The sequence below is a fragment of the Pseudomonas grimontii genome (assembly GCF_007858185.1).
In the GTDB taxonomy this organism is placed as follows: domain Bacteria; phylum Pseudomonadota; class Gammaproteobacteria; order Pseudomonadales; family Pseudomonadaceae; genus Aquipseudomonas; species Aquipseudomonas grimontii.
In genome coordinates, this window is record NZ_VFES01000003.1 from 316,676 (window position 1) to 340,313 (window position 23,638).

At 56.5% G+C, this 23,638-nt stretch carries 23 protein-coding genes; 6 read left to right on the forward strand and 17 right to left on the reverse strand.

Going from position 1 to position 23,638, the window contains the following annotated elements:
* Positions 1-193 precede the first annotated feature (193 nt).
* From FIV39_RS08030 to FIV39_RS08045, 4 genes are read left to right on the forward strand one after another with little or no spacing between them, the layout of a single operon-like run.
* Positions 194-1,360 carry an SAVED domain-containing protein gene (locus FIV39_RS08030; RefSeq protein WP_032856642.1) on the forward strand — a complete coding sequence of 389 codons (1,167 nt, stop codon included), beginning with the start codon at positions 194-196 and terminating at the stop codon, positions 1,358-1,360.
* Positions 1,360-2,610, forward strand: coding sequence for a nucleotidyltransferase domain-containing protein (locus FIV39_RS08035; RefSeq protein ID WP_019334920.1), 1,251 nt, complete (start codon positions 1,360-1,362; stop codon positions 2,608-2,610). Before FIV39_RS08030 ends, FIV39_RS08035 begins: the two co-directional genes overlap by 1 nt.
* The gene (locus tag FIV39_RS08040; RefSeq protein WP_032856643.1) at positions 2,594-4,378 is read left to right on the forward strand and encodes a HesA/MoeB/ThiF family protein; all 1,785 of its coding nucleotides are present in this window, start codon (positions 2,594-2,596) and stop codon (positions 4,376-4,378) included. Before FIV39_RS08035 ends, FIV39_RS08040 begins: the two co-directional genes overlap by 17 nt.
* On the forward strand, positions 4,375-4,857 hold the full coding sequence (locus FIV39_RS08045) for a Mov34/MPN/PAD-1 family protein (protein WP_019334922.1): 483 nt from the start codon (positions 4,375-4,377) through the stop codon (positions 4,855-4,857). The genes FIV39_RS08040 and FIV39_RS08045 overlap by 4 nt, the downstream gene beginning before the upstream one ends.
* A gap of 28 nt (positions 4,858-4,885) precedes the next feature.
* Here FIV39_RS08045 and FIV39_RS08050 read toward each other — a convergent pair whose 3' ends face one another.
* Positions 4,886-5,434, reverse strand: coding sequence for a 3'-5' exonuclease (locus FIV39_RS08050; RefSeq protein WP_032856644.1), 549 nt, complete (start codon positions 5,432-5,434; stop codon positions 4,886-4,888).
* A gap of 227 nt (positions 5,435-5,661) precedes the next feature.
* Between FIV39_RS08050 and FIV39_RS08055 the strand changes: the two genes are divergently transcribed.
* Positions 5,662-6,300 (forward strand): antitoxin Xre/MbcA/ParS toxin-binding domain-containing protein, encoded by a 639-nt coding sequence (locus tag FIV39_RS08055; protein WP_224793261.1) that lies wholly within the window; start codon positions 5,662-5,664, stop codon positions 6,298-6,300.
* Between the two features lie 369 nt (positions 6,301-6,669).
* Positions 6,670-7,062, forward strand: coding sequence for a DUF6957 family protein (locus tag FIV39_RS08060; protein WP_143513845.1), 393 nt, complete (start codon positions 6,670-6,672; stop codon positions 7,060-7,062).
* 249 nt (positions 7,063-7,311) lie between these two features.
* On the opposite strand, the gene glmS is transcribed toward FIV39_RS08060, so the two are convergent.
* The 16 genes from glmS to mnmG form a co-directional block, all read right to left on the reverse strand.
* Positions 7,312-9,144 carry a glutamine--fructose-6-phosphate transaminase (isomerizing) gene (glmS, locus tag FIV39_RS08065; protein ID WP_090401329.1) on the reverse strand — a complete coding sequence of 611 codons (1,833 nt, stop codon included), beginning with the start codon at positions 9,142-9,144 and terminating at the stop codon, positions 7,312-7,314.
* Between the two features lie 10 nt (positions 9,145-9,154).
* On the reverse strand, positions 9,155-9,922 hold the full coding sequence (locus FIV39_RS08070) for a DeoR/GlpR family DNA-binding transcription regulator (RefSeq protein WP_090401328.1): 768 nt from the start codon (positions 9,920-9,922) through the stop codon (positions 9,155-9,157).
* 230 nt (positions 9,923-10,152) lie between these two features.
* Positions 10,153-11,520: a bifunctional UDP-N-acetylglucosamine diphosphorylase/glucosamine-1-phosphate N-acetyltransferase GlmU gene (gene glmU, locus FIV39_RS08075; RefSeq protein WP_090401327.1), complete on the reverse strand. Its 1,368-nt coding sequence runs from the start codon at positions 11,518-11,520 to the stop codon at positions 10,153-10,155.
* A 123-nt stretch (positions 11,521-11,643) separates the two neighbouring features.
* Positions 11,644-12,060 (reverse strand): F0F1 ATP synthase subunit epsilon, encoded by a 417-nt coding sequence (locus FIV39_RS08080; protein WP_003177061.1) that lies wholly within the window; start codon positions 12,058-12,060, stop codon positions 11,644-11,646.
* 44 nt (positions 12,061-12,104) lie between these two features.
* The gene (gene atpD / locus FIV39_RS08085; RefSeq protein ID WP_003177062.1) at positions 12,105-13,481 is read right to left on the reverse strand and encodes a F0F1 ATP synthase subunit beta; all 1,377 of its coding nucleotides are present in this window, start codon (positions 13,479-13,481) and stop codon (positions 12,105-12,107) included.
* Between the two features lie 27 nt (positions 13,482-13,508).
* A complete protein-coding gene (atpG, locus tag FIV39_RS08090) occupies positions 13,509-14,369 on the reverse strand; it encodes a F0F1 ATP synthase subunit gamma (protein ID WP_003195829.1) in 861 nt (286 codons plus the stop codon).
* 50 nt (positions 14,370-14,419) lie between these two features.
* Positions 14,420-15,964 (reverse strand): F0F1 ATP synthase subunit alpha, encoded by a 1,545-nt coding sequence (gene atpA / locus FIV39_RS08095; protein WP_003177064.1) that lies wholly within the window; start codon positions 15,962-15,964, stop codon positions 14,420-14,422.
* 21 nt (positions 15,965-15,985) lie between these two features.
* Positions 15,986-16,522: a F0F1 ATP synthase subunit delta gene (locus FIV39_RS08100; protein ID WP_053127454.1), complete on the reverse strand. Its 537-nt coding sequence runs from the start codon at positions 16,520-16,522 to the stop codon at positions 15,986-15,988.
* Positions 16,523-16,534: 12 nt separating this feature from the next.
* Entirely contained in the window at positions 16,535-17,005 is a 471-nt protein-coding gene (locus tag FIV39_RS08105; protein ID WP_008439543.1) for a F0F1 ATP synthase subunit B, read from the reverse strand.
* A gap of 55 nt (positions 17,006-17,060) precedes the next feature.
* Positions 17,061-17,318 (reverse strand): F0F1 ATP synthase subunit C, encoded by a 258-nt coding sequence (gene atpE, locus FIV39_RS08110; protein WP_002555987.1) that lies wholly within the window; start codon positions 17,316-17,318, stop codon positions 17,061-17,063.
* Between the two features lie 133 nt (positions 17,319-17,451).
* The gene (atpB, locus tag FIV39_RS08115; protein ID WP_017736231.1) at positions 17,452-18,321 is read right to left on the reverse strand and encodes a F0F1 ATP synthase subunit A; all 870 of its coding nucleotides are present in this window, start codon (positions 18,319-18,321) and stop codon (positions 17,452-17,454) included.
* A 16-nt stretch (positions 18,322-18,337) separates the two neighbouring features.
* A complete protein-coding gene (locus FIV39_RS08120; protein WP_010565865.1) occupies positions 18,338-18,745 on the reverse strand; it encodes a F0F1 ATP synthase subunit I in 408 nt (135 codons plus the stop codon).
* 148 nt (positions 18,746-18,893) lie between these two features.
* A complete protein-coding gene (locus tag FIV39_RS08125; RefSeq protein WP_146371495.1) occupies positions 18,894-19,766 on the reverse strand; it encodes a ParB/RepB/Spo0J family partition protein in 873 nt (290 codons plus the stop codon).
* A gap of 9 nt (positions 19,767-19,775) precedes the next feature.
* The gene (locus tag FIV39_RS08130; RefSeq protein ID WP_090401326.1) at positions 19,776-20,573 is read right to left on the reverse strand and encodes a ParA family protein; all 798 of its coding nucleotides are present in this window, start codon (positions 20,571-20,573) and stop codon (positions 19,776-19,778) included.
* 18 nt (positions 20,574-20,591) lie between these two features.
* Complete coding sequence (rsmG, locus tag FIV39_RS08135; protein WP_090401325.1) at positions 20,592-21,236, reverse strand: 16S rRNA (guanine(527)-N(7))-methyltransferase RsmG; 645 nt, start codon at positions 21,234-21,236, stop codon at positions 20,592-20,594.
* Positions 21,233-23,125 carry a tRNA uridine-5-carboxymethylaminomethyl(34) synthesis enzyme MnmG gene (mnmG, locus tag FIV39_RS08140; protein ID WP_090401324.1) on the reverse strand — a complete coding sequence of 631 codons (1,893 nt, stop codon included), beginning with the start codon at positions 23,123-23,125 and terminating at the stop codon, positions 21,233-21,235. Before mnmG ends, rsmG begins: the two co-directional genes overlap by 4 nt.
* Between the last annotated feature and the right edge of the window lie 513 nt (positions 23,126-23,638).

Genomic DNA, 23,638 nt, shown 5'->3' on the forward strand with positions numbered 1-23,638 from the left:
ACCCACCAGCACTTGCCAGAAAACGAACGCCGCCACCACCGCCTTTCGATGAGCCAAAAAAGCATCCTGCTAAAAGGCGACTCAGCATTCGTCACCCTCAGATCTCTCTTGAAATCGGGACGAATGACCCTAATATGATCTTATCTTGCCATCATCGTTTTCAATCATGGATGTTTTTCGGGGGTCGGTCGAAATGGCAGAAAAAGAAGACGCTAAGCCCGCGAGCGGGCGCTTTAACACGAATGATGAGACGAAGCGGATCGTATGGACACAGACCGCTGGTCATTGTGAACTGTGCGGTACGGATCTAACGTTCGACTATCGTGCCGGCAAGCCAATGAAATGGGGCGAAGTGGCGCATATCTTACCCGCCAGTCCCAAGGGGCCTCGGGGACGCGCGGATCATGATGCTGAGGCGCACACTAACGATACTGCTAACCTGATGCTCCTGTGCCCAGGCTGTCATGACAAAATTGATCGTGACGCAGATGGCTACCCTGAAAATGATCTGAGCGGTTTGCACCAAGCGTACCTTGAACGCATCCGACTCGCCGCAACGACCCCCGATGGTGGCAGAGCCATTCCTCTCATCGTCCAGAGTCAGCACTTTCAGACGATCAACGATATCCCCGTTCGCGATCTGTTGGCTGCGATGTCCGCCGAGGGATTAACCGCCTTCGATCAAGGCATCAAAATCGCCTTCGCTGCGCCCGGACCACGTGGCAGGGACACTACCTATTGGCAGAACGTCAAAGACAGCGTCCAGTATGAGCTGGAGCAGCAACTCAAACGTCGCGGCGGCACTTATGGCGATTCGCCCGCGCTAGCAGTAGTCGGCTTGGCCGACATTCCGGCCTTGATGATGTTGGGCCAGAGTATCGGCGACCGTTCCAAACGCTTGATCTTCTCTTTTCATCGCGAGCATCTTTTGCGCTGGCCCGATCAGTCTGCTGAGCCGCCTAGTTTTCTGTTTACGCCTCCACCCAACGGCGATGGCCCACTGGCGTTGGTGCTCTCCATTTCTGCGCAAGTTCCAGTACGCGACGTGACCGACGCTCTACCCGGTGCACGTATTGCAGAGCTGTCGATCCCAGAACCAAGCTACGCGATGGTACAGAACCGTCGGGTGATTCATGCTTTTCGCGACGCACTTCAAATACGACTGAGCCAGCTTGAGGCTCTGACTCCTGACCCCATCCACGTCTTCGCCGCCATTCCTGCGGCATTGGCCATCGAGTTTGGCGCGTTGCTCACAACACAGCATCAACATACATACCTGATCTTCGATCGGGACAAAGAAAACCAAGATCGGTTTACGCAAACACTGCAATTGGGTCCCGTGGCCCAGGAGGCTATGTAATGCTTTTGAGCAACGAACAGACCAAGCGCAGCAGTTGGGAATATTTTCTGCTTCGCGCCGCGAGGGAGATCTCGCTGTCGGAAGCGCAGTACGAAAAAATCAATGACCGCTACTCCCAACTGGAAAAAATCCTCTCGGCTTCCGACAATCCGTTGCTCGCTGAGGCTCATATTTTCGTTCAGGGCTCAATGCGGCTGAAAACGACCATTAAGCCAATTCCCGGGGCGCCTGCGGATCTGGACACCATTGATGCGGACGCGATTATCTGGCTCCCTCACGCTCAAGGCGCTGGTGCGAAGGAAGTTCTAGAGGCGATTGAGCAGCGTTTTAGGGAAGGCTCCCGCGTTCAGGAAGAAGTTAAGCAACTACGTCGTGGTATTCGAATCGTTTATGCAGACGAAAATCCAGGTTTCCACATCGATGTCACACCTGCCCGGGCGATCAACGGAAATGGCGAAGCAAACGGCGAGGGTAAGCTTGAGGTTCCGGATCGAGTCACAGGATGGAAAGCGAGCAGCCCTATTCCTTACTCGAATTGGTTGCAGGTCGCTTCCGCCCAGGAAATCTCTCTGGAAAGCTTAGTGGTTGCCAAAAGCCAGCGGATGCTTGATGCCGCGACCCAAGATCCTTTGCCGCATTATCAGGATTACATCGATCAAGATCCCCTGCGTGCGACCATTAAGCTGCTCAAGCGGCATCGCGATGAATGGGCCATCAAGACAAGGAGCGCTGATACTCGCCCAATATCTGCGGTCATCACCACTCTAGCCACGCACGCATACCTGGATGTCGTAAAGGAGTCGCAGTCGAAGCCTCTGGCACCGCTCGATGCAATTTTGGAAATCGTTCGCAGAATGCCGCAGCACATCGCGCATAGAGGTAGCGACTGCTATGTCTGCAACCCTGCCGATAACGGCGAAAACTTTGCAGAGAAGTGGAATCGACCGGGCGAGGGGCAAGGCTACCGTCAGGCATTCGCCAAGTGGCATGCGGACGCCAGTGCATCTGTGTCATTAGGTTTGGAAAGTTTTGAATCCAATGACTCCTTTGCCGAGGCAGTGAAAAAGAACTTCGGTATTGCGCCGGCGTTCATCACGGCAGTGAACAATGAAATCCCTGCGAATTGGACGATGCCCGGTCGACCGGATGGCACTACTCGAAACTCTGCTTCGATGGGTTCGCTCTTCGGAGGGGCCAGCGGTGGCGGAACCTCTCAGTCGAGCGTAAAGCCAGTTGGACGCCTTGGCTGATCCTATTAAGACACCATTGCAGCGCGGAATCGCCGCACTGCGTAACACCCTAGGTCAGGATGCTGCCGATGCATTGCTCCAGCCCGCACCCATGCGGGCTGACGAAGCGGCGTGCTTTCACTTCCCCTTGCCCACCGATTACACGGGGCAGGAGCGGCGACTGCGTATAGGTTTCCCCTCCAACTTTCCCCGCGGGCTCTTGCGGCTGAACGTCGAACCCTCTCCATGGCTGGTTTGGCCGCATGCCACTAAGTCGGGGCTTTGCCTTCATGGCTTTCAGGAACGCCCCATCATGGGCTCCCCGGAGGTCGTGGTAGAGGACAGCCTTGCTCGCTTGGCCCAGATCGTTTCGTTGTCCAAGATGGGATCAAACCAGGCAACACGCGATATCGAATTTCAGAATGAGATCACTACCTACTGGTCGTTTCAGCACGGGCAGTCATTCCAGAACCTCTTACTGTTGGATCGACCTCAGGCTGCCTCGCAGTTGTTTGCGCTCAGCGATCCGCGCCGAGCTGTGCCATCCGGTCAGGAAACGGTTTGGTTAGCATCGAATGTAGCTGCACTCAAAGGGCATTACCGACGGGTCGTCGGGCGCTCTGCTGTCATTCGTGCGGCCGAAACTCCCGGTTTTTACGTCAAGCTTCAGACTTATCCGGATATCCGCACCCCGGATCCAGAAGATTTATTGCTGTGGCTAAAGCCACACCTTCAACCAGACGATGCCGAGCAATTGCTGGCATGGTTTGAGCTGCATGGAACGTTGGCGAGTCGATGGATTGTTCTGGAGCTTCCAGGAGGCGCAGATGCTCCAACATATTGTCTCAATGTGCGTTCGCTCGGTGTACAGCAGGAGCGGGGGGCAAAGTTTGGCTTGCGTACAGCTCGCCGGCGGCCAGCTATCGCAAATGCTCATCCTCCGGCGCTCGTCCGAGCAACTGCCCTGGATGTGCTTGATCGAGCGTCTATCCTGTCCCGCGATATAAGCGGCACTGCACAGCACCTTGAAAATGCTCGAGTCGTTTGTGTTGGCGTTGGCTCATTAGGCAGTACGGTGGCAATACAATTGGCACGATCCGGTGTCGGCCACCTTACCCTCATCGATCCTGACACTTTGGTGTCAGCCAATCTGGGGAGGCACGTTCTGGGAGCGGATAGCCTAGGGAGGCTGAAAGCCTCAGCGTTGAGGGACAAGATTCTGTTAGATCTTCCGACGACAGAATGCACCGCTTATTCGACTTTTGCCGAAGTAGTGATGAGTAGCAAACCAGAAGTGTTCGATAACGCAGATCTGGTGGTGATCACGACAGCAGACTGGCAGTCGGAGGTCACTGTATGGCGAACCAAATCCAGCGGCGCTCCTTGGGGGCTTTTACAAGCCTGGAGCGAACCGTATACCCAGGTCGGCCATGCTCTATTCGCACCAGGCGGCACCTTTGATGGCCGTCAGTTGTTCACGGACGTCGGCGATTTTTTGCATAGATTTACAGAGTGGCCGGGAGGCGGTGTTGTTCCACTGCCCGCGTGTGGCGAGAGCTTTATCCCAGGCGGCTCGCTGGGAATGACCAATATCGCCTCTATGGTGTCGCACACGGCCTTACGCGCATTGACCGGCAAGATCGCCACTGCATCTTGGGTCAGCAGCATTTATAGGCCTGAAGATGTGCTGAGCCTAGGAGGCCAATACCATGGGCCCAAACTGCCAGAGGGGACGCAGCAAATCCTACTCGAACGCGGATGGCCGGAAGATAAGGACGAAATGGTATGACGGATATCGCATGGCGCTGGCGATGGCCGGAGGTGGACTCCGAGCTATTGGTGTCCCAGGCGGTCGCGGACATCTTGGATAGTCATCGGCAGGGCCTTTTTGGCGTGGAGCGAGGTGGACAGTTATTCGTCAACCCTGTTGATCCGAAAGGTTTGCTGCTGGCCTTGGCCACGTTGCCTCATCGCGCCGATCGGTCAGGCTGGTCTTGGCTAGAGTTGGATGCGGCGCGGTGCCGTCAGGAGATCCAGGCTGCCAACGAACAAGGGTTACGCCTGGTGGGCTATTGGCATACGCATCCCCAATCCGTTCCGGTGATCTCTCCGGCAGACATCGGTAGTTTCTCCAAATTTGCTGCACGTTACACGCAGGATCTGCCGCACCCAATAGCCATTATTGTCGGCAAGTCCGAAAAACCAGAAGGTATCAAGGCGTGGTCGTTCAGGGACGGCAGATATGTTGAGGCAACCTGGGTCAGATGAACTTCAAGTCAGTGCGGTGGAAGGCAGGTCAGCGTTTATAGTTACCCGCTAGCATTAGGGCGAAGAGCTCTGCCTGAAAGCGGGCATCATCCAATGCGTTATGGTTCGGTTCGCTGAGTGGCTTCAGCGCAGCGGTCATTTTGGATGATTTTGTTTCCTTCCAGCTGCAACCTACAGCGCCCATAAAGTAGGCCTTCATGTCGATAGCGGTAAAACCAAAGGGGTTGGTTTCCAGGTATTTGTGGAAGTAGTAATTGACGAATGACCAGTCAAACGGTGCATTGAGTCCTACGAAAATGACCTTTTGCCCCGTTTGGCAGGACGATCTCAGCCACTGATCAAATGTCAGCATCGCCTGTTGCGGAGCGAGACCCTCGCGCTCCAGCTTCTCCAGACTCAGCCCCGATACTGCCAGCGCTTCGGGGTCGTGTTTCGGACTGTCAGGCCGTAGTTCAAGATATATGGACGTTTCAGGTTGGGCTACAAGACAAGCTCCAATGGAAAGCAGACTGTAATCGCCTGGTATAGGCCCAGAAGTCTCGACGTCGACGGAAACATAAAGCTCATTAGGGTGCATGTCATATCCTTTCGTGTAGTTAACTGATCACGCTCAGGCTCTTAGCCATGTGAAGGTGGAAAGGCAGGTATATCCATTGCCCCATTTTTTGCTGTTTCACTCGCTATCCGGCGTTCGAGCAGCGGCAGTGCCTGTCTACCAGCGGATTGCGCGTTCCTTTGGTCAGCTCTGGGCCCAACCATGATGATGTGTGTCATTCTCTGATGGCGGATGAGGGCCGGACGATCATGAGTGAAACTGAGCGTTGGATAGTAAAATCCCAGAAAACTGAGGACGGAACTGGCGACATCATCATTGATCTGCCTCAAGAGTTGCTTGACCAAATGAGGTTAGGTGTTGGGGACGACTTGGAGCTAACGGTATTGAATGGCACATTAGTCCTGACGCCCGTCCGCAACGCAACATCAGTGCGGCCCATGTTTGCTGGCGTCCTGCGTCAGGATGCCAGTCATGCTTACCGCATGCGTCTGGAGACGCTTCTTCATATTTCTGTCAATGCTTCGGATCTGGACATTCACGACATGATAGTAGCTGGCTTCTCGGCCAGCCTGATCAAAATGCTTTGTGATGATGGAACCCTCAGCGACGAAGAACGCGACAGAATCATTCAACCCAAAACGCTCAAAACAAAACTGTCAGCCAATCAGCTTTTAACGTCGCATGAGAGCGATCGCCTGTTCCGTTTTGCACATATTACCGCTATGGCCGAGGTGGTCTTCGGTGACAAAGGGAAGGCCAAACATTGGCTTTCCAAACCCAAAGCCCGTTTTTTAGGAGAAAGCCCATTGGCGATGGTCACTACAACCTTTGGCACACATCTAGTCGAAGAAATGCTGATTCAAGTGTCTGAGGGCATGTCATTTTGATTCAGTCGCAGCCAAACGGACTCTACCGCTCCTTGAGTAACATGGATTTCATGCACCAATACCGGCGTCGCATAGCCGAATACGGCATGCACGGGCATCCATGAAGCACTAGGTTTCACCCGCATCGGCACCTACCGCTAGGTAGGGTTCACGCACGGCAATGGTATAGCTGTGTACTGGCGCAAACCACTTTATCCGGTGACAACTCGATAGAAATCATCCCGTTCAGTGAGATGAAGGGAGAAGACGGAACAGCCATGAGATCACCCTGCTGCTATCCGTCGGCATCGGAACCTGGTGATCCGCTGGGAGCTAAGCTGAATGATGCTTCTCGTTCGAATCGGTTTTTTGGATCGGCAGGAGGTACAAATGAATTTGGCAGATTATGTTTCAGTGCTTTCTGCAGGCGAGAAAATAGACGGATGCCAACTCGCCCCCTCAGATGCAGTGGCTTTCGCCAGTCTGCATTTTCCTTCCCGTGCCTATTGTCTTGTTGCTGATTGGGCAATATTGGATCTCGACATTACAACACGTCAGCGAAAAGCCATTACGGATAGACAGCTAATTCCTGCTCTCGTTTACGCTTTGACCGTTATCCAAGACAGTAAAGGCCGCTTCCCGCCTGGTGATTGGGTCCGATCAACGCTGGGTGTTTCCTTCACCAATGACTGCTTATTTCGAACAAAAAACACAGTGTATGTGCTGATGGGGACCGGTCGAAGGTTGCGCACGGATTTAGACATCGCACTGAGCCTGTGTTGAAAAAAGACTATTTCCGCACAGGTGATTGACCGGTCGCGCTCACATGGTGTTTCGGCATAAATGATTGCTCTCGCTGTTGTGTCAAACTATGTTGTTACCAATCGAGCCCCGTATTTGAAGTGCGACCCGTCTGTGTCAGTCTATGTTGCTGTTGTGTGGCCCCCGGATCATCCTACAGGCCCCGATTTACGAGAGGGGCTGTGTCAAACTATGTTGTTGGTAACCAGTGGGCCTCCAGCGTGAAGCGGATTACTCCACCGTCACCGACTTCGCCAGGTTGCGCGGCTGGTCAACGTCGGTGCCTTTGAGCACGGCGACGTAGTACGACAGCAGCTGCAGCGGGATGGTGTAGAGGATCGGCGACAGGGTGTCGTGGATGTGCGGCATGTTGATGACGTGGGTGCCTTCGCCGTTGGTCATGCCGGCTTTTTCGTCGGCGAACACGATCAGTTGGCCGCCACGGGCGCGGACTTCCTGCAGGTTGGACTTGAGCTTCTCCAGCAGTTCGTTGTTCGGCGCTACGGTGACCACCGGCATGTCGTCGTCCACCAAGGCCAACGGGCCGTGTTTGAGCTCACCGGCCGGGTAGGCTTCGGCGTGGATGTACGAAATTTCCTTGAGCTTCAGCGAGCCTTCCATCGCCACCGGGTACTGCGCGCCACGGCCGAGGAACAGGGTGTGGTTCTTGTCGGCGAACAGCTCGGCAACTTTTTCCACGGTGCTGTCCATGGCCAAGGCTTCGCCCAGGCGGGTCGGCAGGCGGCGCAGTTCTTCCACCAGGGTGGCTTCGACGCCGGCAGCCAACGTGCCGCGAACCTGGCCCAGGGACAGGGTCAGCAGCAGCAGGCCAACCAACTGGGTGGTGAACGCTTTGGTGGACGCTACGCCGATTTCGCGACCGGCCTGGGTCAGCAGGGTCAGGTCGGACTCACGCACCAGGGAGCTGATGCTGACGTTGCAGATCGCCAGGCTGGCAAGGAAGCCCAGCTCTTTGGCGTTGCGCAGCGCGGCCAGGGTGTCGGCGGTTTCGCCGGACTGGGAAATGGTCACGAACAGGGTGTCGGGCTGCACCACCACCTTGCGGTAGCGGAACTCACTGGCGACTTCGACCTGGCACGGGATGCCGGCCAGTTCTTCCAGCCAGTAACGAGCAACCATACCGGCGTGGTAGCTGGTGCCACAGGCCACGATCTGCACATTGCGCACTTTGGCGAACAGCTCGGCGGCCTGGGGGCCGAAGGCGTTGACCAGCACTTGCTTGTCGCCAAGGCGGCCTTCCAGGGTGCGCTGCACCACGGCCGGTTGCTCGTGGATTTCCTTGAGCATGAAGTGGCGGAACTCGCCTTTGTCGGCGGCCTCAGCACCGTCGCGGTATTGCACGGCTTCGCGTTCGACGGAATTGCCGTTCACATCCCAGATCGCCACGCTTTCACGGCGAATGTCGGCAATATCGCCTTCTTCCAGGTACATGAAGCGATCAGTGACCTGGCGCAGGGCCAGTTGGTCGGAGGCGAGGAAGTTCTCGCCCAGGCCCAGGCCGATTACCAGCGGGCTGCCACTGCGGGCGGCAACTACGCGGTCCGGTTGGCTGGCGCTGACCACGGCCAGACCGTAGGCGCCGTGCAGTTCCTTGACCGTGGCCTTGAGGGCGTTGGTCAGGTCGCCGTGGTCCTTGAGCTTGTGGTTGAGCAGGTGGGCGATGACTTCGGTGTCGGTGTCCGAAGTGAATACGTAGCCCATGCTCTTGAGCTGTTCGCGCAGCACTTCGTGGTTTTCGATGATGCCGTTGTGCACCACCGCCAAGTCACCGGAGAAGTGCGGGTGGGCGTTACGCTCGCACGGTGCGCCGTGGGTAGCCCAGCGGGTGTGGGCAATACCCAGGCGACCTACCAGCGGCTCGCCGGCCAACGCCTGCTCCAACTCGCTGACCTTACCTGGGCGACGCATGCGCTCAAGCTTGCCGGCGTTGGTGAAGACGGCCACACCCGCGCTGTCGTAGCCGCGGTATTCCAGGCGCTTGAGGCCTTCGAGCAGGATGGCAGTAACGTTACGTTCGGCGACTGCGCCAACAATTCCACACATGGTGCTTCTCCTAGATGATTGCCGCGCATATCAGCGTAATGCCGCGGGCTTGGATCTGGTCGCGGGCCTCAAGCGGCAGGCGATCATCGGTAATCAGGGTATGGACGCTGCTCCAGGGCAGTTCCAGGTTGGGAATCTTGCGGCCGATCTTGTCGGATTCGACCATCACCACCACTTCACGGGCGACCTCGGCCATCACACGGCTCAGGCCCAGCAATTCGTTGAACGTGGTGGTGCCACGTTGCAGATCGATGCCGTCGGCGCCGATGAACAGTTGATCAAAGTCGTAGGAACGCAACACCTGCTCGGCGACCTGGCCCTGGAACGAGTCCGAATGCGGGTCCCAGGTACCGCCGGTCATCAACAGCACCGGCTCGTGTTCCAGTTCGCTCAAGGCGCTGGCCACGTGCAGGGAATTGGTCATGACGACCAGGCCGGGCTGGTGGCCCAGTTCCGGGATCATGGCAGCGGTGGTGCTGCCACTGTCGATGATGATGCGGGCGTGTTCACGCAAACGTGTCACGGCAGCACGGGCGATCGCACGCTTGTAGGCAGAGACCGGTTGGGCGGGGTCGCCCACCAGTTCCTGAGGCATGGTGATCGCGCCCCCGTAGCGGCGCAGCAACAGGCCGTTACTTTCGAGGGCGGCCAAGTCCTTGCGGATAGTGACTTCCGAGGTTTCGAAACGCTTGGCCAATTCGTCCACGCTCACTTCGCCCTGTTCGTTGAGCAAGGTGAGGATGTTGTGGCGTCGTTGGGGTGTATTTCGTTTCGACATGGTGATGATAAGTTTCGTTTCGAAAGATAACGAAGGCAATCAAAACCTATTGGTGAAAGATCGTCAAGCGGCGGGCTGCATTTTTTTGATAACGACGCAGAGCAAATGTGGGAGGGGGCTTGCCCCCGATAGCAGTGTGTCAGTCGGTACATAAGCTGACTGATCTACCGCCATCGGGGGCAAGCCCCCTCCCACATTGGAGTTATGTCGCCTGAGAGATTGTGGATAACTCAGGTCTTTTTGATTTTGACCGGGCGTTTCCAGCCGTCGATGTTGCGTTGGCGGGCACGGGCTACGGCCAGTTGGGACTTATCCACATCCTGGTTGATGGTTGAGCCCGCGGCAGTGTTCGAACCATCACCGATAGTCACTGGTGCAATCAGCGAGTTATTCGAGCCGATGAATACGTCCTCACCAATAGTGGTCTGGTACTTGTTGGCGCCATCGTAGTTGCAGGTGATTGCGCCGGCACCAATGTTGCTGCGAGCACCGATTACCGCATCACCGAGGTAGGCCAGGTGGCCGGCCTTTGCGTCGTCGCCCATTCGTGCGTTTTTCAGTTCGACGAAATTGCCGACATGCGCCCTGGCGCCCATCACTGTGCCCGGACGCAACCGCGCAAACGGGCCGGCATCGCTGCCCTCGCCCATCACCGCGCCGTCGATATGGCTGTTAGCCTTGATCACCACGCCCTTGCGCAGGGTGCTGTCCTTGATCACGCAGTTCGGGCCGATGACTACGTCGTCTTCGATGATTACACGACCTTCAAGGATCACGTTGATGTCGATCAGCACGTCGCGGCCCACGGTGACCTCACCGCGTACGTCAAAACGCGCAGGGTCGCGCAGGGTCACACCTTGGGCCATCAGGCGGCGGCCTTCACGCAGTTGGTAGTGACGCTCGAGCTCTGCAAGCTGCTTACGATCATTGGCGCCTTGCACTTCCATTGGGTCGTGAGGCTGTTCGGTGGCGACCAGCAGGCCATCACTCACGGCCATCTCGATCACATCGGTGAGGTAGTACTCACCTTGGGCGTTGTTGTTGGACAGACGGCTCATCCAGTCGGCGAGCTTGTCGGCAGGGACGGCGAGGATACCGGTGTTGCCTTCGGTGATCGCGCGCTGGGCTTCGCTGGCGTCCTTGTGCTCAACGATGGCCGCGACCTTGCCGTCGGCATTGCGCACGATACGTCCGTAGCCGGTAGGGTCGTCAAGTTCAACGGTGAGCAGGCCCATTTGGCCAGGTACCACATGCTTGAGCAGGCGTTGCAGGGTTTCCACTTCGATCAGCGGCACGTCACCGTAGAGGATCAGCACGGTGTCAGCGGTAATGAACGGCACAGCTTGCGCGGTGGCGTGGCCGGTCCCCAGTTGTTTGTCCTGTAATACGAAATTCAGGTCATCCGCAGCCAGGCGCTCGCGCACCACATCAGCACCGTGGCCGATTACTACGTGGATGCGTTGCGGGTCCAACTGACGAGCACTGTGGATAACATGCCCAAGCATGGAGTTGCCAGCAACCGGGTGCAGCACCTTGGGCAGGGCCGAACGCATGCGGGTGCCCTGGCCTGCGGCGAGAATGACGATTTCAAGAGACATGAATGGCTACCAATCCTGGACGGTCCGGCTTCAGACCAAAGATGTGTTTTGCTAAATAAAGAAAAAGGGTAGCCGAGGCTACCCTTTTTAATCAATCGCGCATAAGCATCACGGCGTGGCCGCTTACTTCTTGCGGATCTGCTGGAGCGTGCGCAGCTGGGCTGCAGCCTCGGCCAGACGTACAGCAGCAGCGCTGTAGTCGAAGTCCGCACCCTTTTCGTTCAGGGCCTTCTCGGCAGCCTTGACGGCTTCCTGAGCGGAGGCTTCATCCAGATCGCCAGCACGTTGCACGGTGTCGGCAAGTACCTTGACCATGTTCGGCTGAACCTCAAGGAAACCACCGGAGATGTAAAACACCTCCTTTTCCCCGCCTTGCTTGGTCAGAGTGATCGGACCTGGCTTCAAGCTGGTGATCAATGGCGCGTGGCCCATGGCAATACCCAGGTCACCGAGTTCGCCGTGTGCAATCACCATTTCTACCAGACCGGAGAAGATTTCCCCTTCCGCGCTGACGATATCGCAATGGACTGTCATAGCCATCTGATTGCCTCAACCTGATGAGCGCCCGTTTCCGGGCGCTTGGATTACAGTTTCTTGGCTTTCTCGATCGCTTCTTCGATGCCGCCGACCATGTAGAACGCTTGTTCTGGCAGGTGGTCGTAGTCACCGTTGAGGATGCCTTTGAAGCCAGCAATGGTGTCTTTCAGGGAAACGTATTTACCCGAAGCACCGGTGAAGACTTCAGCCACGAAGAACGGCTGCGACAAGAAGCGCTGGATCTTACGAGCACGGTTTACCAACTGCTTGTCGGCTTCCGACAGCTCGTCCATACCCAGGATCGCAATGATGTCCTTCAGTTCTTTGTAACGCTGCAGCACGTACTGAACGCCGCGAGCGGTGTCGTAGTGCTCCTGGCCGATCACGTTCGGGTCCAGCTGGCGCGAAGTCGAGTCGAGTGGATCGACCGCTGGGTAGATACCCAGGGAAGCGATGTCACGGGACAGAACGACGGTGGCGTCCAAGTGGGCGAAGGTGGTCGCAGGCGATGGGTCGGTCAAGTCATCCGCAGGTACGTATACCGCTTGGATCGAAGTGATCGAACCTTCCTTGGTCGAAGTGATACGTTCTTGCAGAACGCCCATCTCTTCAGCCAGGGTCGGCTGGTAACCTACTGCGGAAGGCATACGGCCCAGCAGTGCGGATACTTCAGTACCGGCCAGGGTGTAACGGTAGATGTTGTCGACGAACAACAGAACGTCGTTACCTTCGTCACGGAACTTCTCGGCCATGGTCAGGCCAGTCAGTGCTACGCGCAGACGGTTTCCCGGCGGCTCGTTCATCTGACCGTAAACCAGTGCCACTTTGTCCAGAACGTTGGAGTCCTTCATCTCGTGGTAGAAGTCGTTACCCTCACGAGTACGCTCACCCACACCGGCGAACACGGAATAACCGCTGTGCTCGATGGCGATGTTACGGATCAGTTCCATCATGTTTACGGTCTTGCCTACACCGGCACCACCGAACAGACCGACTTTACCGCCTTTGGCGAACGGGCAAACCAGGTCGATAACCTTGATGCCGGTTTCCAGCAGGTCGTTGCCGCCAGCTTGTTCCGCAAACGAAGGTGCTGGACGGTGAATGCCCCAGCGCTCTTCGGTGTCGATCGGACCAGCTTCGTCAATCGGGTTGCCCAGTACGTCCATGATCCGGCCCAGGGTCGCTTTACCGACCGGTACGGAGATGGCAGCGCCAGAGTCGATAACGTCCAGACCGCGCTTCAAGCCTTCGGTGGAACCCATCGCAATGGTACGAACTACGCCGTCGCCCAGCTGCTGCTGAACTTCCAGAGTAGTTTCCGCGCCTTGTACTTTCAGCGCGTTGTAGATGCTCGGTACGCTGTCGCGTGGAAATTCCACGTCGATAACGGCGCCGATGATTTGAACGATACGTCCGCTACTCATAGCTGGATCCTCTGAATATTTGAACCGTTAAACCGCGGCAGCGCCGCCGACGATTTCCGAGATCTCTTGGGTGATCGCAGCCTGACGCGCCTTGTTGTAGATCAGCTGCAAATCGCTGATCAGATCACCGGCGTTATCGGTAGCGTTTTTCATCGCGATCATCCGCGCCGCTTGTTCAGCTGCGTTGTTCTCGACCACCGCCTGGTACACCTGCGACTCCACGTAGCGCACCATCAAGCCGTCAAGCAGCTCTTTGGCGTCTGGTTCGTAGAGGTAGTCCCAGTGGTGCTTGAGTTCCTGATCCGGAGTCGCCACCAGTGGAATCAATTGCTCCACGGTTGGCTGCTGGGTCATGGTGTTGATGAACTTGTTGGATACCACGGAAAGGCGGTCAATCCGGCCTTCCAGGTACGCATCCAGCATCACCTTCACACTGCCGATCAAATCATTGATCGACGGTTCTTCACCCAGGTGGCTGATAGCTGCAACGACGTTACCGCCGAAGTTGCGGAAAAAGGCCGCACCCTTGCTACCAACAACACACAGATCGATCTCGACGCCGTTTTCGCGGTTTACCGCCATGTCCTTGACCAGGGCCTTGAACAGGTTGGTATTCAAACCACCGCACAAACCACGGTCACTGCTCACTACCACATAACCCACACGCTTGACGGCGCGTTCGATCATGAATGGGTGGCGGTATTCCGGGTTGGCGTTGGCCAGATGCCCAATTACCTGGCGGATACGCTCCGCATAAGGACGGCTAGCAGCCATGCGCATTTGTGCCTTGCGCATTTTGCTGACCGCCACTTTTTCCATGGCGCTGGTAATTTTTTGCGTGCTTTTGATGCTCGCAATCTTACTGCGAATCTCTTTTGCGCCTGCCATGTAACACCTATCAGGTTAGCAAGCGGGAGCCTTGCGGCTCCCGCTGCGGCTTACCAGGTTTGGGTGGCCTTGAACTTCTCGATACCGGCTTTCATGCCAGCGTCGATATCGTCATTGAAGTCACCCTTCACGTTGATCTTCGCCATCAATTCGGCGTGATCGCGGTTGAAGTAAGCAATCAGCGCTTGTTCAAAGCTGCCGACCTTGGCGATTTCAACGTCGGTCAGGAACCCACGCTCAGCGGCATACAGCGACAACGCCATGTCAGCGATCGACATTGGGGCGTATTGCTTCTGCTTCATCAGCTCGGTAACGCGCTGACCATGCTCAAGTTGCTTACGGGTCGCTTCGTCCAGGTCAGAAGCGAACTGGGCGAATGCCGCCAGTTCACGGTACTGAGCCAGAGCGGTACGGATACCACCGGAGAGCTTCTTGATGATCTTGGTCTGAGCGGCACCACCCACACGGGATACCGAAACACCGGCGTTCACTGCAGGACGGATGCCCGAGTTGAACATGGCCGATTCCAGGAAGATCTGACCGTCGGTGATGGAAATCACGTTGGTCGGAACGAACGCGGAAACGTCGCCAGCCTGGGTTTCGATGATCGGCAGTGCGGTCAGGGAACCGGTTTTGCCGGTCACTGCGCCGTTGGTGAACTTCTCTACGTACTCTTCCGAAACGCGGGATGCGCGCTCCAGCAAACGGGAGTGGAGATAGAACACGTCGCCTGGGTAAGCTTCACGGCCTGGTGGACGGCGCAGCAGCAGGGAAATCTGGCGGTAAGCCACTGCTTGCTTGGACAGATCGTCATAAACGATCAGCGCGTCTTCACCGCGGTCGCGGAAGAATTCACCCATGGTGCAACCGGAGTACGGTGCCAGGAATTGCAGCGCAGGAGATTCCGAAGCACTGGCAGCCACGATGATCGTGTTGGCCAGGGCGCCGTTTTCTTCCAGCTTGCGAACCACGTTGGCGATGGTCGATTGCTTCTGACCGATCGCTACGTAGACGCAGAAAATGCCGCTGTTCTTCTGGTTGATGATCGCGTCGATCGCCAGAGCGGTTTTACCGATCTGACGGTCACCGATGATCAGCTCACGCTGACCACGGCCGACTGGGATCATGGCATCGACAGCCTTGTAGCCAGTCTGTACAGGCTGGTCTACCGACTTACGCCAGATCACGCCTGGAGCAACTTTCTCGACCGCATCGGTCTCGGTGTTGCCCAGTGGACCTTTACCGTCAACAGGGTTACCCAGTGCGTCGACTACGCGACCCAGCAGTTCCTTACCAACCGGAACTTCCAGGATACGGCCTGTGCACTTGGCGCTCATGCCTTCAGCCAGACTGGTGTATGCGCCCAATACAACGGCACCTACGGAGTCTTGCTCCAGGTTGAGGGCCATACCGTAGACGCCGCCCGGAAACTCGATCATCTCGCCGTACATAACGTCGGCCAGACCGTGAATCCGCACGATGCCGTCAGATACGCTGACGACAGTGCCTTCGTTACGGGCTTGGGAGGTCACATCGAGCTTGTCGATGCGGCCCTTGATAATTTCACTTATTTCGGAAGGATTGAGTTGCTGCATTGCTCTGCTGCCCCTTCAAACTCAAGATTTCAATGCTTCGGCAAGATTCGCGAGTTTGCCGCGAATCGAGCCATCGATAACCAGGTCGCCGGCGCGAATGACAACACCCCCAATAAGGGATGGGTCTTCCGCAACTTGCAGGCGCACTTCCCGGTCGAGTCGTGCACTGAGAACCTTGGCGAGTTTGTCTTGCTGTTCTTGGTTCAATGCAAAAGCACTGGTCACTTCAACGTCTACCGATTTCTCCTGCTCGGCCTTGTACAGGTCGAACAGAGCGGCAATCTCCGGCAAAAGCAGGAGACGGTCGTTTTCGGCGATGACATTGATGAAGTTCTGCACTTTCACATCAAACTTGTCGCCGCACACTTCAATAAAAGTGGCGGCCTTGTCTGCGCTCGTCAGTCGCGGGGCCTTGAGCACGCGCTGCATGGTGTCGTCTTGCGACACTGCTGCAGCCAGGCCGAGCATGGCTGACCAAGAGGCCAGCTGCTGGTGGGCCTGGGCGTGCTCGAAGGCTGCCTTAGCGTAAGGTCGGGCCAACGTGGTCAATTCTGCCATGATCGCCCTCGCTTAAATTTCAGCAGCCAGTTTGTTAACCAGCTCCGCGTGCGCGTTTTGATCGATTGTGGCACCCAGGATCTTCTCAGCACCGCCGACGGCCAGAGCACCCAGTTGGGCACGCAGCGCATCTTTGACACCGTTCAGTTCCTGCTCGATCTCGGCTTGAGCCTGAACCTTCACACGGTCAGCGTCGATACGGGCTTTTTCAACAGCCTCTTCAACAATCTGGTTACCGCGTTTCTTGGCTTGCTCAATGATTTCGGCTGCTTGAGCTTTCGCTTCGCGCAGTTGCTGACCCGCTTTATCTTGGGCCAACTCCAGGTCGCGAGCTGCTCGTGCGGCAGCGTCCAGTCCATCCGCGATCTTCTTTTGACGTTCGTGCAAAGCCGCGATGACCGGAGGCCATACGAACTTCATGCAGAAAACGACAAAAATCAAGAACGCTAAGGACTGACCAATAATGGTTGCATTAATGTTCACGCCAATACCTCGCTCATTCGTTGCACAACACACCAATCACTCGAAAAACGAGTGATTAACCGGCGAGTTGACCAACGAAGGGGTTCGCGAAGGTGAAGAACAGAGCGATACCAACGCCGATCATGGTCACGGCGTCGAGCAGGCCGGCAACGATGAACATTTTAACTTGCAGCATTGGAACCATTTCTGGCTGACGCGCTGCGCCTTCCAGGAACTTGCCGCCCAGCAGGCCGAAACCAATGGCAGTACCCAGGGCGCCCAGGCCGATCAACAGTGCAACAGCGATAGCGGTTAGACCAACTACAGTTTCCATCTTTCCTCCCGACTTTTACGTCGTATGGTTTAGGTTTTTTAGATTTTAAAGCGGTAAAACAAATCGTTTCATAGCCCTGGTGGGCCACCTTCCCGTTTCACCGGGAAGGACATCAGACTAGTCGAGACTGGTCTTAATGGTTCTCTTCGTGCGCCATCGACAGGTAGACGATGGTCAGCATCATGAAGATGAAGGCCTGCAGGGTGATGATCAGGATGTGGAACACAGCCCACGCCCACTGCAGAACAATGCCCAGGCCGCTAAGCCAGAGCAGGCCGCTGCCGAACATCACAGCGATCAGAATGAACACCAGCTCGCCGGCATACATGTTGCCGAACAGTCGCAGGGCCAGGGAGATCGGCTTGGCGATCAGGGTGACGAATTCCAGCAGGAAGTTCACCGGGATCAGCAGGGCTTGAACGAAGATGTTCTTGCTGCCGAACGGGTGCAGGGTCAGTTCGCCGATGAAGCCGCCGATGCCCTTGATCTTGATGCTGTAGAAAATGATCAACGCAAATACCGACAGGGCCATGCCCAGGGTAGCGTTCGGGTCAGTGGTCGATACGGCACGGAATGGAATGTGCGGGTCGCCGGAAATCGCCATGGCCAACTGAGGAATCCAGTCAACCGGGATCAGGTCGACGGCGTTCATCAGGAACACCCAAACGAAGATGGTCAGTGCCAGCGGTGCAATCACCGGGCTACGGCCATGGAAGCTGTCTTTCACGCTGCCATCGACGAATTCGACCAATACTTCGACGAAGTTCTGCAAAGCACCTGGCTGACCGGAAGTCGCCTTCTTTGCCGCCATGCGGAAAATCAGGACGAAGATCAGACCCAAAGCGACCGACCAGCCCAGAGTATCCAGGTGGAAAGCCCAGAAGCCCATTTCTTTGGCCTCTGCTGCGGAGTGGGCAAAGCCCCAGCCGCCGTTGGGAAGCTGACCGAAGGTCAGGTTCTGCAAGTGGTGCTGGATATAGCCCGAAGCGGTTGTTTCTGCCATGGTTGCCTCAAACGCCCTAAGGTTTCGAAAGTCTTGTTTTCATTAGCAGGGGAGCGAACCAGCTGACCAGTTGGGTCAACACGAAGACGCCGAATACAGCCAGCGGCGCCAATGGCTTCACACCTGCAAAGGTCAGTGCAAACAGCACTGCCGTCAAAATCAGTTTCCCCGCCTCGCCGGCATAAAAAGACCGGACGATAGCCTGGGCTGCTCGGGCGCCGGAAAACCGAAAGGCCCTGTGAGCAAAATACATATTGGGCAGCAAGGCTATCAGGCCTCCGCAAAGTCCTGAATATCCGGCTACGACTCCATGCCAATACCAGAGCGCCAATGCGGCGATCAGCAAAATGACAAATTGAGCCAATAAAACCGGAAAAACAGCCAAGCGATGGAAGGGCAACGTGTTTGGCGTGCGGGTTTCCATCACTCTTGCTCCTCAATAGTCGGCTGCCGGAAATCAATAACTTGGCATAATTTGTGCCGACAAAATGCGCGCAGAGTATAGGGGCGGTTCTGCCCCTATTCAACTGCCGGGTAGTGATTTCCGATCACGCGCTACATAAGCAAATGTTTCAGCGGATGTGGGCAAGGACACCCTGAAGCTCATCAAGGGAGTTATATCCGATAACCAATTGTCCTTTGCCTTTCTTGCCGTGGCGAATTTGTACCGCAGAGCCCAGGCGCTCGGCCAGGCGCTGCTCGAGACGCGCAATATCCGGATCAGGTTTGGCCGTTTCGACCGGTGCAGGTTTGCCGCTTAGCCACTGACGAACCAAGGCCTCGGTCTGACGAACGGTGAGCCCTCGTGCGACAACGTGTCGCGCCCCTTCAACCTGTTGATTTTCCGGCAACCCGAGCAAAGCACGAGCGTGCCCCATCTCCAGGTCGCCATGGGACAACATGGTCTTGATGACTTCCGGCAGCGCGATCAGGCGCAGCAAGTTGGACACGGTGACACGGGATTTACCCACGGCCTCGGCGACTTGTTGCTGGGTCAGTTGGAACTCCTGCTGCAAACGCTGCAAGGCGATCGCTTCTTCGATCGGATTGAGGTCTTCACGCTGGATGTTCTCGATCAGCGCCATGGCGATGGCGGTTTCATCCGGTACATCGCGCACCATCGCCGGGATGGTGTCCTTGCTGGCCTGCTGGCTGGCACGCCAGCGGCGTTCACCGGCGATGATTTCAAAGCGGCCGCCGCCGATCGGGCGAACCACAATCGGCTGCATCACGCCCTGGGCCTTGATCGAATTGGCCAGTTCTTCCAGCGCCTGGGGGTCCATGTCCCGGCGTGGCTGGTATTTGCCCCGCTGGATCAGGTCCAGGGGCAGGTGCTGCAGCTCGCGTTCCTCGGCCTGCACCGCTTGTTCTTCAAGCGATGTGACGGTTGGACCACTCAACAGTGCATCCAGTCCACGTCCGAGACCTCGTTTCTTGACGGCCATGGGGATTCCTTAAGTTGGCTGGGCTGCAGCGGTGCGTGAGTTGCGGCGTTGACGGCGAACCATCTCGCCGGCCAGAGCCAAGTAGGCAATGGCGCCACGCGAAGTTTTATCGTACGCCAGCGCAGGCATTCCATAGCTTGGCGCTTCGGCCAGGCGGATGTTGCGTGGAATCACGGTGTCGTACAACTGGTCACCGAAGTGTTCCTTGAGCTGCGCCGATACATCGTTCATCAGGCTCAGGCGCGGATCGAACATGGTCCGCAGCAGGCCTTCGATCTGCAGGTTCGGATTGAGCAGTTCGGCGATACGCTTGATGTTATCCACAAGGTCGCTCAAGCCTTCCAACGCGTAGTACTCGCACTGCATGGGGATAATCACCCCATCGGCGGCCACCAATGCGTTAAGCGTGAGCATCGACAGCGACGGTGGGCAGTCGATCAAAATGTAGTCGTAGTTCTCGCGGATCGGTGCCAAAGCGCTGCGCAGACGGCTTTCCTTCATCTGCATTTCCAGCAACACCACTTCCGCCGCGGTCAAATCGCGGTTGGCCGGCAGCAGTTGATAACCGCCATGCTCGGAGTAGTGCATGGCCTGGGCCAGGTCGCACTCGCCAATCAGCAAGTCGTAGACCGAGTTTTCCAAGCCGTGTTTATCCACACCGCTACCCATGGTGGCGTTGCCCTGTGGATCGAGATCGATCAGCAGCACCCGGCGCTTGGTGGCGACCAGGGATGCTGCGAGGTTGATGCAGGTGGTGGTTTTGCCCACGCCACCTTTCTGGTTCGCTATCGCGAATACCTTAGCCATTCTTGCTTGTGTTCCCAATCATGCCGTGCGGCGCAGTATCAGCAGATGGCGTTGGCCTTGGCAACCGGGTACGGCCAAGGCGTGTTCGCTATCGAGGTGGAAGTCTGCCGGCAATGCTAACAGCTCATCGCTTGGATGGACGCCCTTCATTGCCAGCCAGCGGGTGTCGCGATCGCCCAGGTGACGGGTCCAGTTGCTGAAGTTCTCCATGCTGCTGAACGCCCGGGAAACAATTCCGTTGAAGGGCTGTTCAGGCGTAAAGGCTTCGACGCGACTGTGGATAACTTGCAGGTTATCCAGCTTGAGCTCGAGTTTGACCTGGGTGAGGAAACGAGTTTTCTTGCCGTTGCTGTCCAGGCAGGTCACTTGCGACTCCGGAAACAGGATAGCCAGTGGAATGCCAGGCATACCGCCACCACTGCCCACATCGAGCCAGCGGCCGTTTTCGATAAATGGCATCACGCTCAGACTGTCGAGCAAGTGACGGGAAACCATTTCGTCAGGATCACGCACGGCCGTCAGGTTGTAAGCCTTGTTCCATTTGATTAACAGGGCCAGGTAACCCAACAGCAACTCGTGCTGGGCTGCGGTCAAGTCCACACCCAATTGGCGCGCACCTGTGGATAACTCTTCGGCGTGTTGCGAGGTGACCAACGAACTCAAGCGCTTTGCTCCAACTGACGGCCCGCGCCGCGTTTTTTCAAGTGAATCATCAACAGCGAAATGGCTGCCGGGGTGACGCCGGGGATACGTGAGGCCTGGCCGAGTGTTTCGGGGCGAGTTATCCCCAGCTTGCTTTGGATTTCTTTCGACAACCCGGAAATGCCGGTGTAGTCGATATCCACAGGCAGCTTGGTGTCTTCACTGGCGCGCAGGCGAGCGATCTCGTCCTGCTGGCGGTCAATGTAACCAGCGTACTTGGTCTTGATTTCGACCTGCTCGGCAACCTGTGGATCATCTGCGCCGCCGCCGGTCACTTCGACCAGACCAGCGTAGTCGATTTCCGGACGGGACAGCAGGTTCAGCAAGTTGTACTCATGAGTCAGCGGCGTGCCGAATTTTTCGGCAATCGCGTCGCCCTGCTCGGTCCCCGGGCGAACCCAGGTACTTTTCAGGCGTTGCTCTTCGAGCTCGATGCTTTCGCGTTTTTTGCAGAAGGCGGCCCAACGGGCATCGTCGACCAGGCCCAGTTCACGACCTTTTTCGGTCAGGCGCAGGTCGGCGTTGTCTTCGCGCAGGATCAGGCGATATTCCGCTCGGGAAGTGAACATCCGATACGGTTCCTGGGTTCCCAGGGTAATCAGGTCATCGACCAACACGCCGATATACGCTTCATCGCGACGCGGGCACCAGCTGTCTTTGCCCTGTGCACGCAATGCGGCGTTGGTCCCGGCCAGCAAACCTTGGGCGCCGGCTTCTTCGTAACCGGTGGTGCCGTTGATTTGACCAGCGAAGAACAGACCGCCGATCACTTTGGTTTCCAGGCTGTACTTCAGATCACGCGGATCGAAGTAGTCGTATTCGATGGCGTAGCCAGGACGCACGATGTGTGCGTTTTCCATGCCGCGAATCGATTGCACGATCTGGATCTGCACGTCGAACGGCAGGGAGGTGGAAATCCCATTCGGGTAAAGCTCGTGGGTGGTCAGGCCTTCGGGCTCGATGAAGACCTGGTGGCTTTCCTTGTCGGCAAAGCGGTGGATCTTGTCTTCGATCGACGGGCAGTAACGCGGGCCAATCCCTTCGATCACCCCGGAGTACATCGGCGAACGGTCGAGGTTCGCGGCAATGATTTCGTGAGTGCGGGCGTTGGTGTGTGTAATCCAGCAGCTCACCTGTTTGGGGTGTTGCTCCTTGGAACCCATGAACGACATCACCGGAATCGGCGTATCGCCGGCTTGTTCGGTCATCACTGAAAAATCCACAGAACGCCCGTCGATGCGCGGCGGGGTCCCGGTTTTCAGGCGACCGACGCGCAGCGGCAATTCACGCAGGCGTTTTGCCAAGGCAATCGACGGCGGATCACCGGCACGACCACCCGAATAGTTCTGCATACCGATGTGGATAAGTCCGCCGAGGAAAGTACCGGTGGTCAACACTACGGATTCTGCGAAGAAACGCAGGCCCATTTGCGTAACAACACCGCGAACGACGTCCTGTTCGACGATCAAGTCATCGGCAGCTTGTTGAAATATCCACAGGTTGGGTTGGTTTTCCAGGGTTTCGCGGACCGCAGCTTTGTACAGGATGCGGTCTGCCTGGGCCCGAGTGGCGCGCACGGCCGGGCCTTTGCGGCTGTTGAGCACGCGAAATTGAATACCACCCTTGTCGGTAGCCATGGCCATCACGCCACCCAGGGCATCGATTTCCTTGACCAGATGGCTTTTGCCGATCCCACCAATGGCGGGGTTGCAACTCATGGCACCGAGGGTTTCCACGTTATGCGTCAACAACAGGGTTTTTACGCCCATGCGTGCTGACGCCAGTGCTGCCTCGGTACCGGCATGACCGCCGCCGATGACGATCACTTCAAAACGGGAAGGGAAATCCACCACGCACCTCGTGCCTGCTTATGTAGGTAATTAGGAATTGATTGGTTGAGCTGGTTTTAGAGCTTTGGCGGCAAGTATAGGGACTTCGCCCTTCCTAAAGAACCCTTTGCACAAAATTTAACCAGCTGTGGATGAATCACAGACAATAGAAATTAAAAGAGAGAAAGTTATTAAATCTTTGTTTTTATGTTTATTTCTACTGAGCATGATTTCTGTGGATAGATCTCTACAGGCCTTTATTTACAATGTGTACAGCGATTCAAAAGTCTGTGGTCATGTAGCCATGAGGCCCTTGGATAAGTGCTTTAAGCCTGTGGATTAAACAGGTGGTTATCCACAGATGGGTTTTTGCTCAGGTTCCAAGCCCTGTTATCAACTGGGCACAGGGGCGGTTATTCACAGGGCTTAATCCACAGAAAAGGGGCCGCCGGGGCAAATAGCGCCCACGGGAAAGCCGCCACTGTCTCGGTGGTTATTCAGAAAAGGGAATGTGGTGCCCTGAAACGAGCAGGG

What these genes read in the sequence shown, in the direction of transcription:
- FIV39_RS08030 (WP_032856642.1), top strand. Translation starts at nt 194, where the DNA reads ATGGCAGAAAAAGAAGACGCTAAGCCCGCGAGCGGGCGCTTTAACACG.
- FIV39_RS08035 (WP_019334920.1), top strand. Translation starts at nt 1,360, where the DNA reads ATGCTTTTGAGCAACGAACAGACCAAGCGCAGCAGTTGGGAATATTTT.
- FIV39_RS08045 (WP_019334922.1), top strand. Translation starts at nt 4,375, where the DNA reads ATGACGGATATCGCATGGCGCTGGCGATGGCCGGAGGTGGACTCCGAG.
- FIV39_RS08050 (WP_032856644.1), bottom strand. Translation starts at nt 5,434, where the DNA reads ATGCACCCTAATGAGCTTTATGTTTCCGTCGACGTCGAGACTTCTGGG.
- FIV39_RS08055 (WP_224793261.1), top strand. Translation starts at nt 5,662, where the DNA reads ATGAGTGAAACTGAGCGTTGGATAGTAAAATCCCAGAAAACTGAGGAC.
- FIV39_RS08060 (WP_143513845.1), top strand. Translation starts at nt 6,670, where the DNA reads ATGAATTTGGCAGATTATGTTTCAGTGCTTTCTGCAGGCGAGAAAATA.
- glmS (WP_090401329.1), bottom strand. Translation starts at nt 9,144, where the DNA reads ATGTGTGGAATTGTTGGCGCAGTCGCCGAACGTAACGTTACTGCCATC.
- FIV39_RS08070 (WP_090401328.1), bottom strand. Translation starts at nt 9,922, where the DNA reads ATGTCGAAACGAAATACACCCCAACGACGCCACAACATCCTCACCTTG.
- glmU (WP_090401327.1), bottom strand. Translation starts at nt 11,520, where the DNA reads ATGTCTCTTGAAATCGTCATTCTCGCCGCAGGCCAGGGCACCCGCATG.
- FIV39_RS08080 (WP_003177061.1), bottom strand. Translation starts at nt 12,060, where the DNA reads ATGGCTATGACAGTCCATTGCGATATCGTCAGCGCGGAAGGGGAAATC.
- atpD (WP_003177062.1), bottom strand. Translation starts at nt 13,481, where the DNA reads ATGAGTAGCGGACGTATCGTTCAAATCATCGGCGCCGTTATCGACGTG.
- atpG (WP_003195829.1), bottom strand. Translation starts at nt 14,369, where the DNA reads ATGGCAGGCGCAAAAGAGATTCGCAGTAAGATTGCGAGCATCAAAAGC.
- atpA (WP_003177064.1), bottom strand. Translation starts at nt 15,964, where the DNA reads ATGCAGCAACTCAATCCTTCCGAAATAAGTGAAATTATCAAGGGCCGC.
- FIV39_RS08100 (WP_053127454.1), bottom strand. Translation starts at nt 16,522, where the DNA reads ATGGCAGAATTGACCACGTTGGCCCGACCTTACGCTAAGGCAGCCTTC.
- atpE (WP_002555987.1), bottom strand. Translation starts at nt 17,318, where the DNA reads ATGGAAACTGTAGTTGGTCTAACCGCTATCGCTGTTGCACTGTTGATC.
- atpB (WP_017736231.1), bottom strand. Translation starts at nt 18,321, where the DNA reads ATGGCAGAAACAACCGCTTCGGGCTATATCCAGCACCACTTGCAGAAC.
- FIV39_RS08120 (WP_010565865.1), bottom strand. Translation starts at nt 18,745, where the DNA reads ATGGAAACCCGCACGCCAAACACGTTGCCCTTCCATCGCTTGGCTGTT.
- FIV39_RS08125 (WP_146371495.1), bottom strand. Translation starts at nt 19,766, where the DNA reads ATGGCCGTCAAGAAACGAGGTCTCGGACGTGGACTGGATGCACTGTTG.
- FIV39_RS08130 (WP_090401326.1), bottom strand. Translation starts at nt 20,573, where the DNA reads ATGGCTAAGGTATTCGCGATAGCGAACCAGAAAGGTGGCGTGGGCAAA.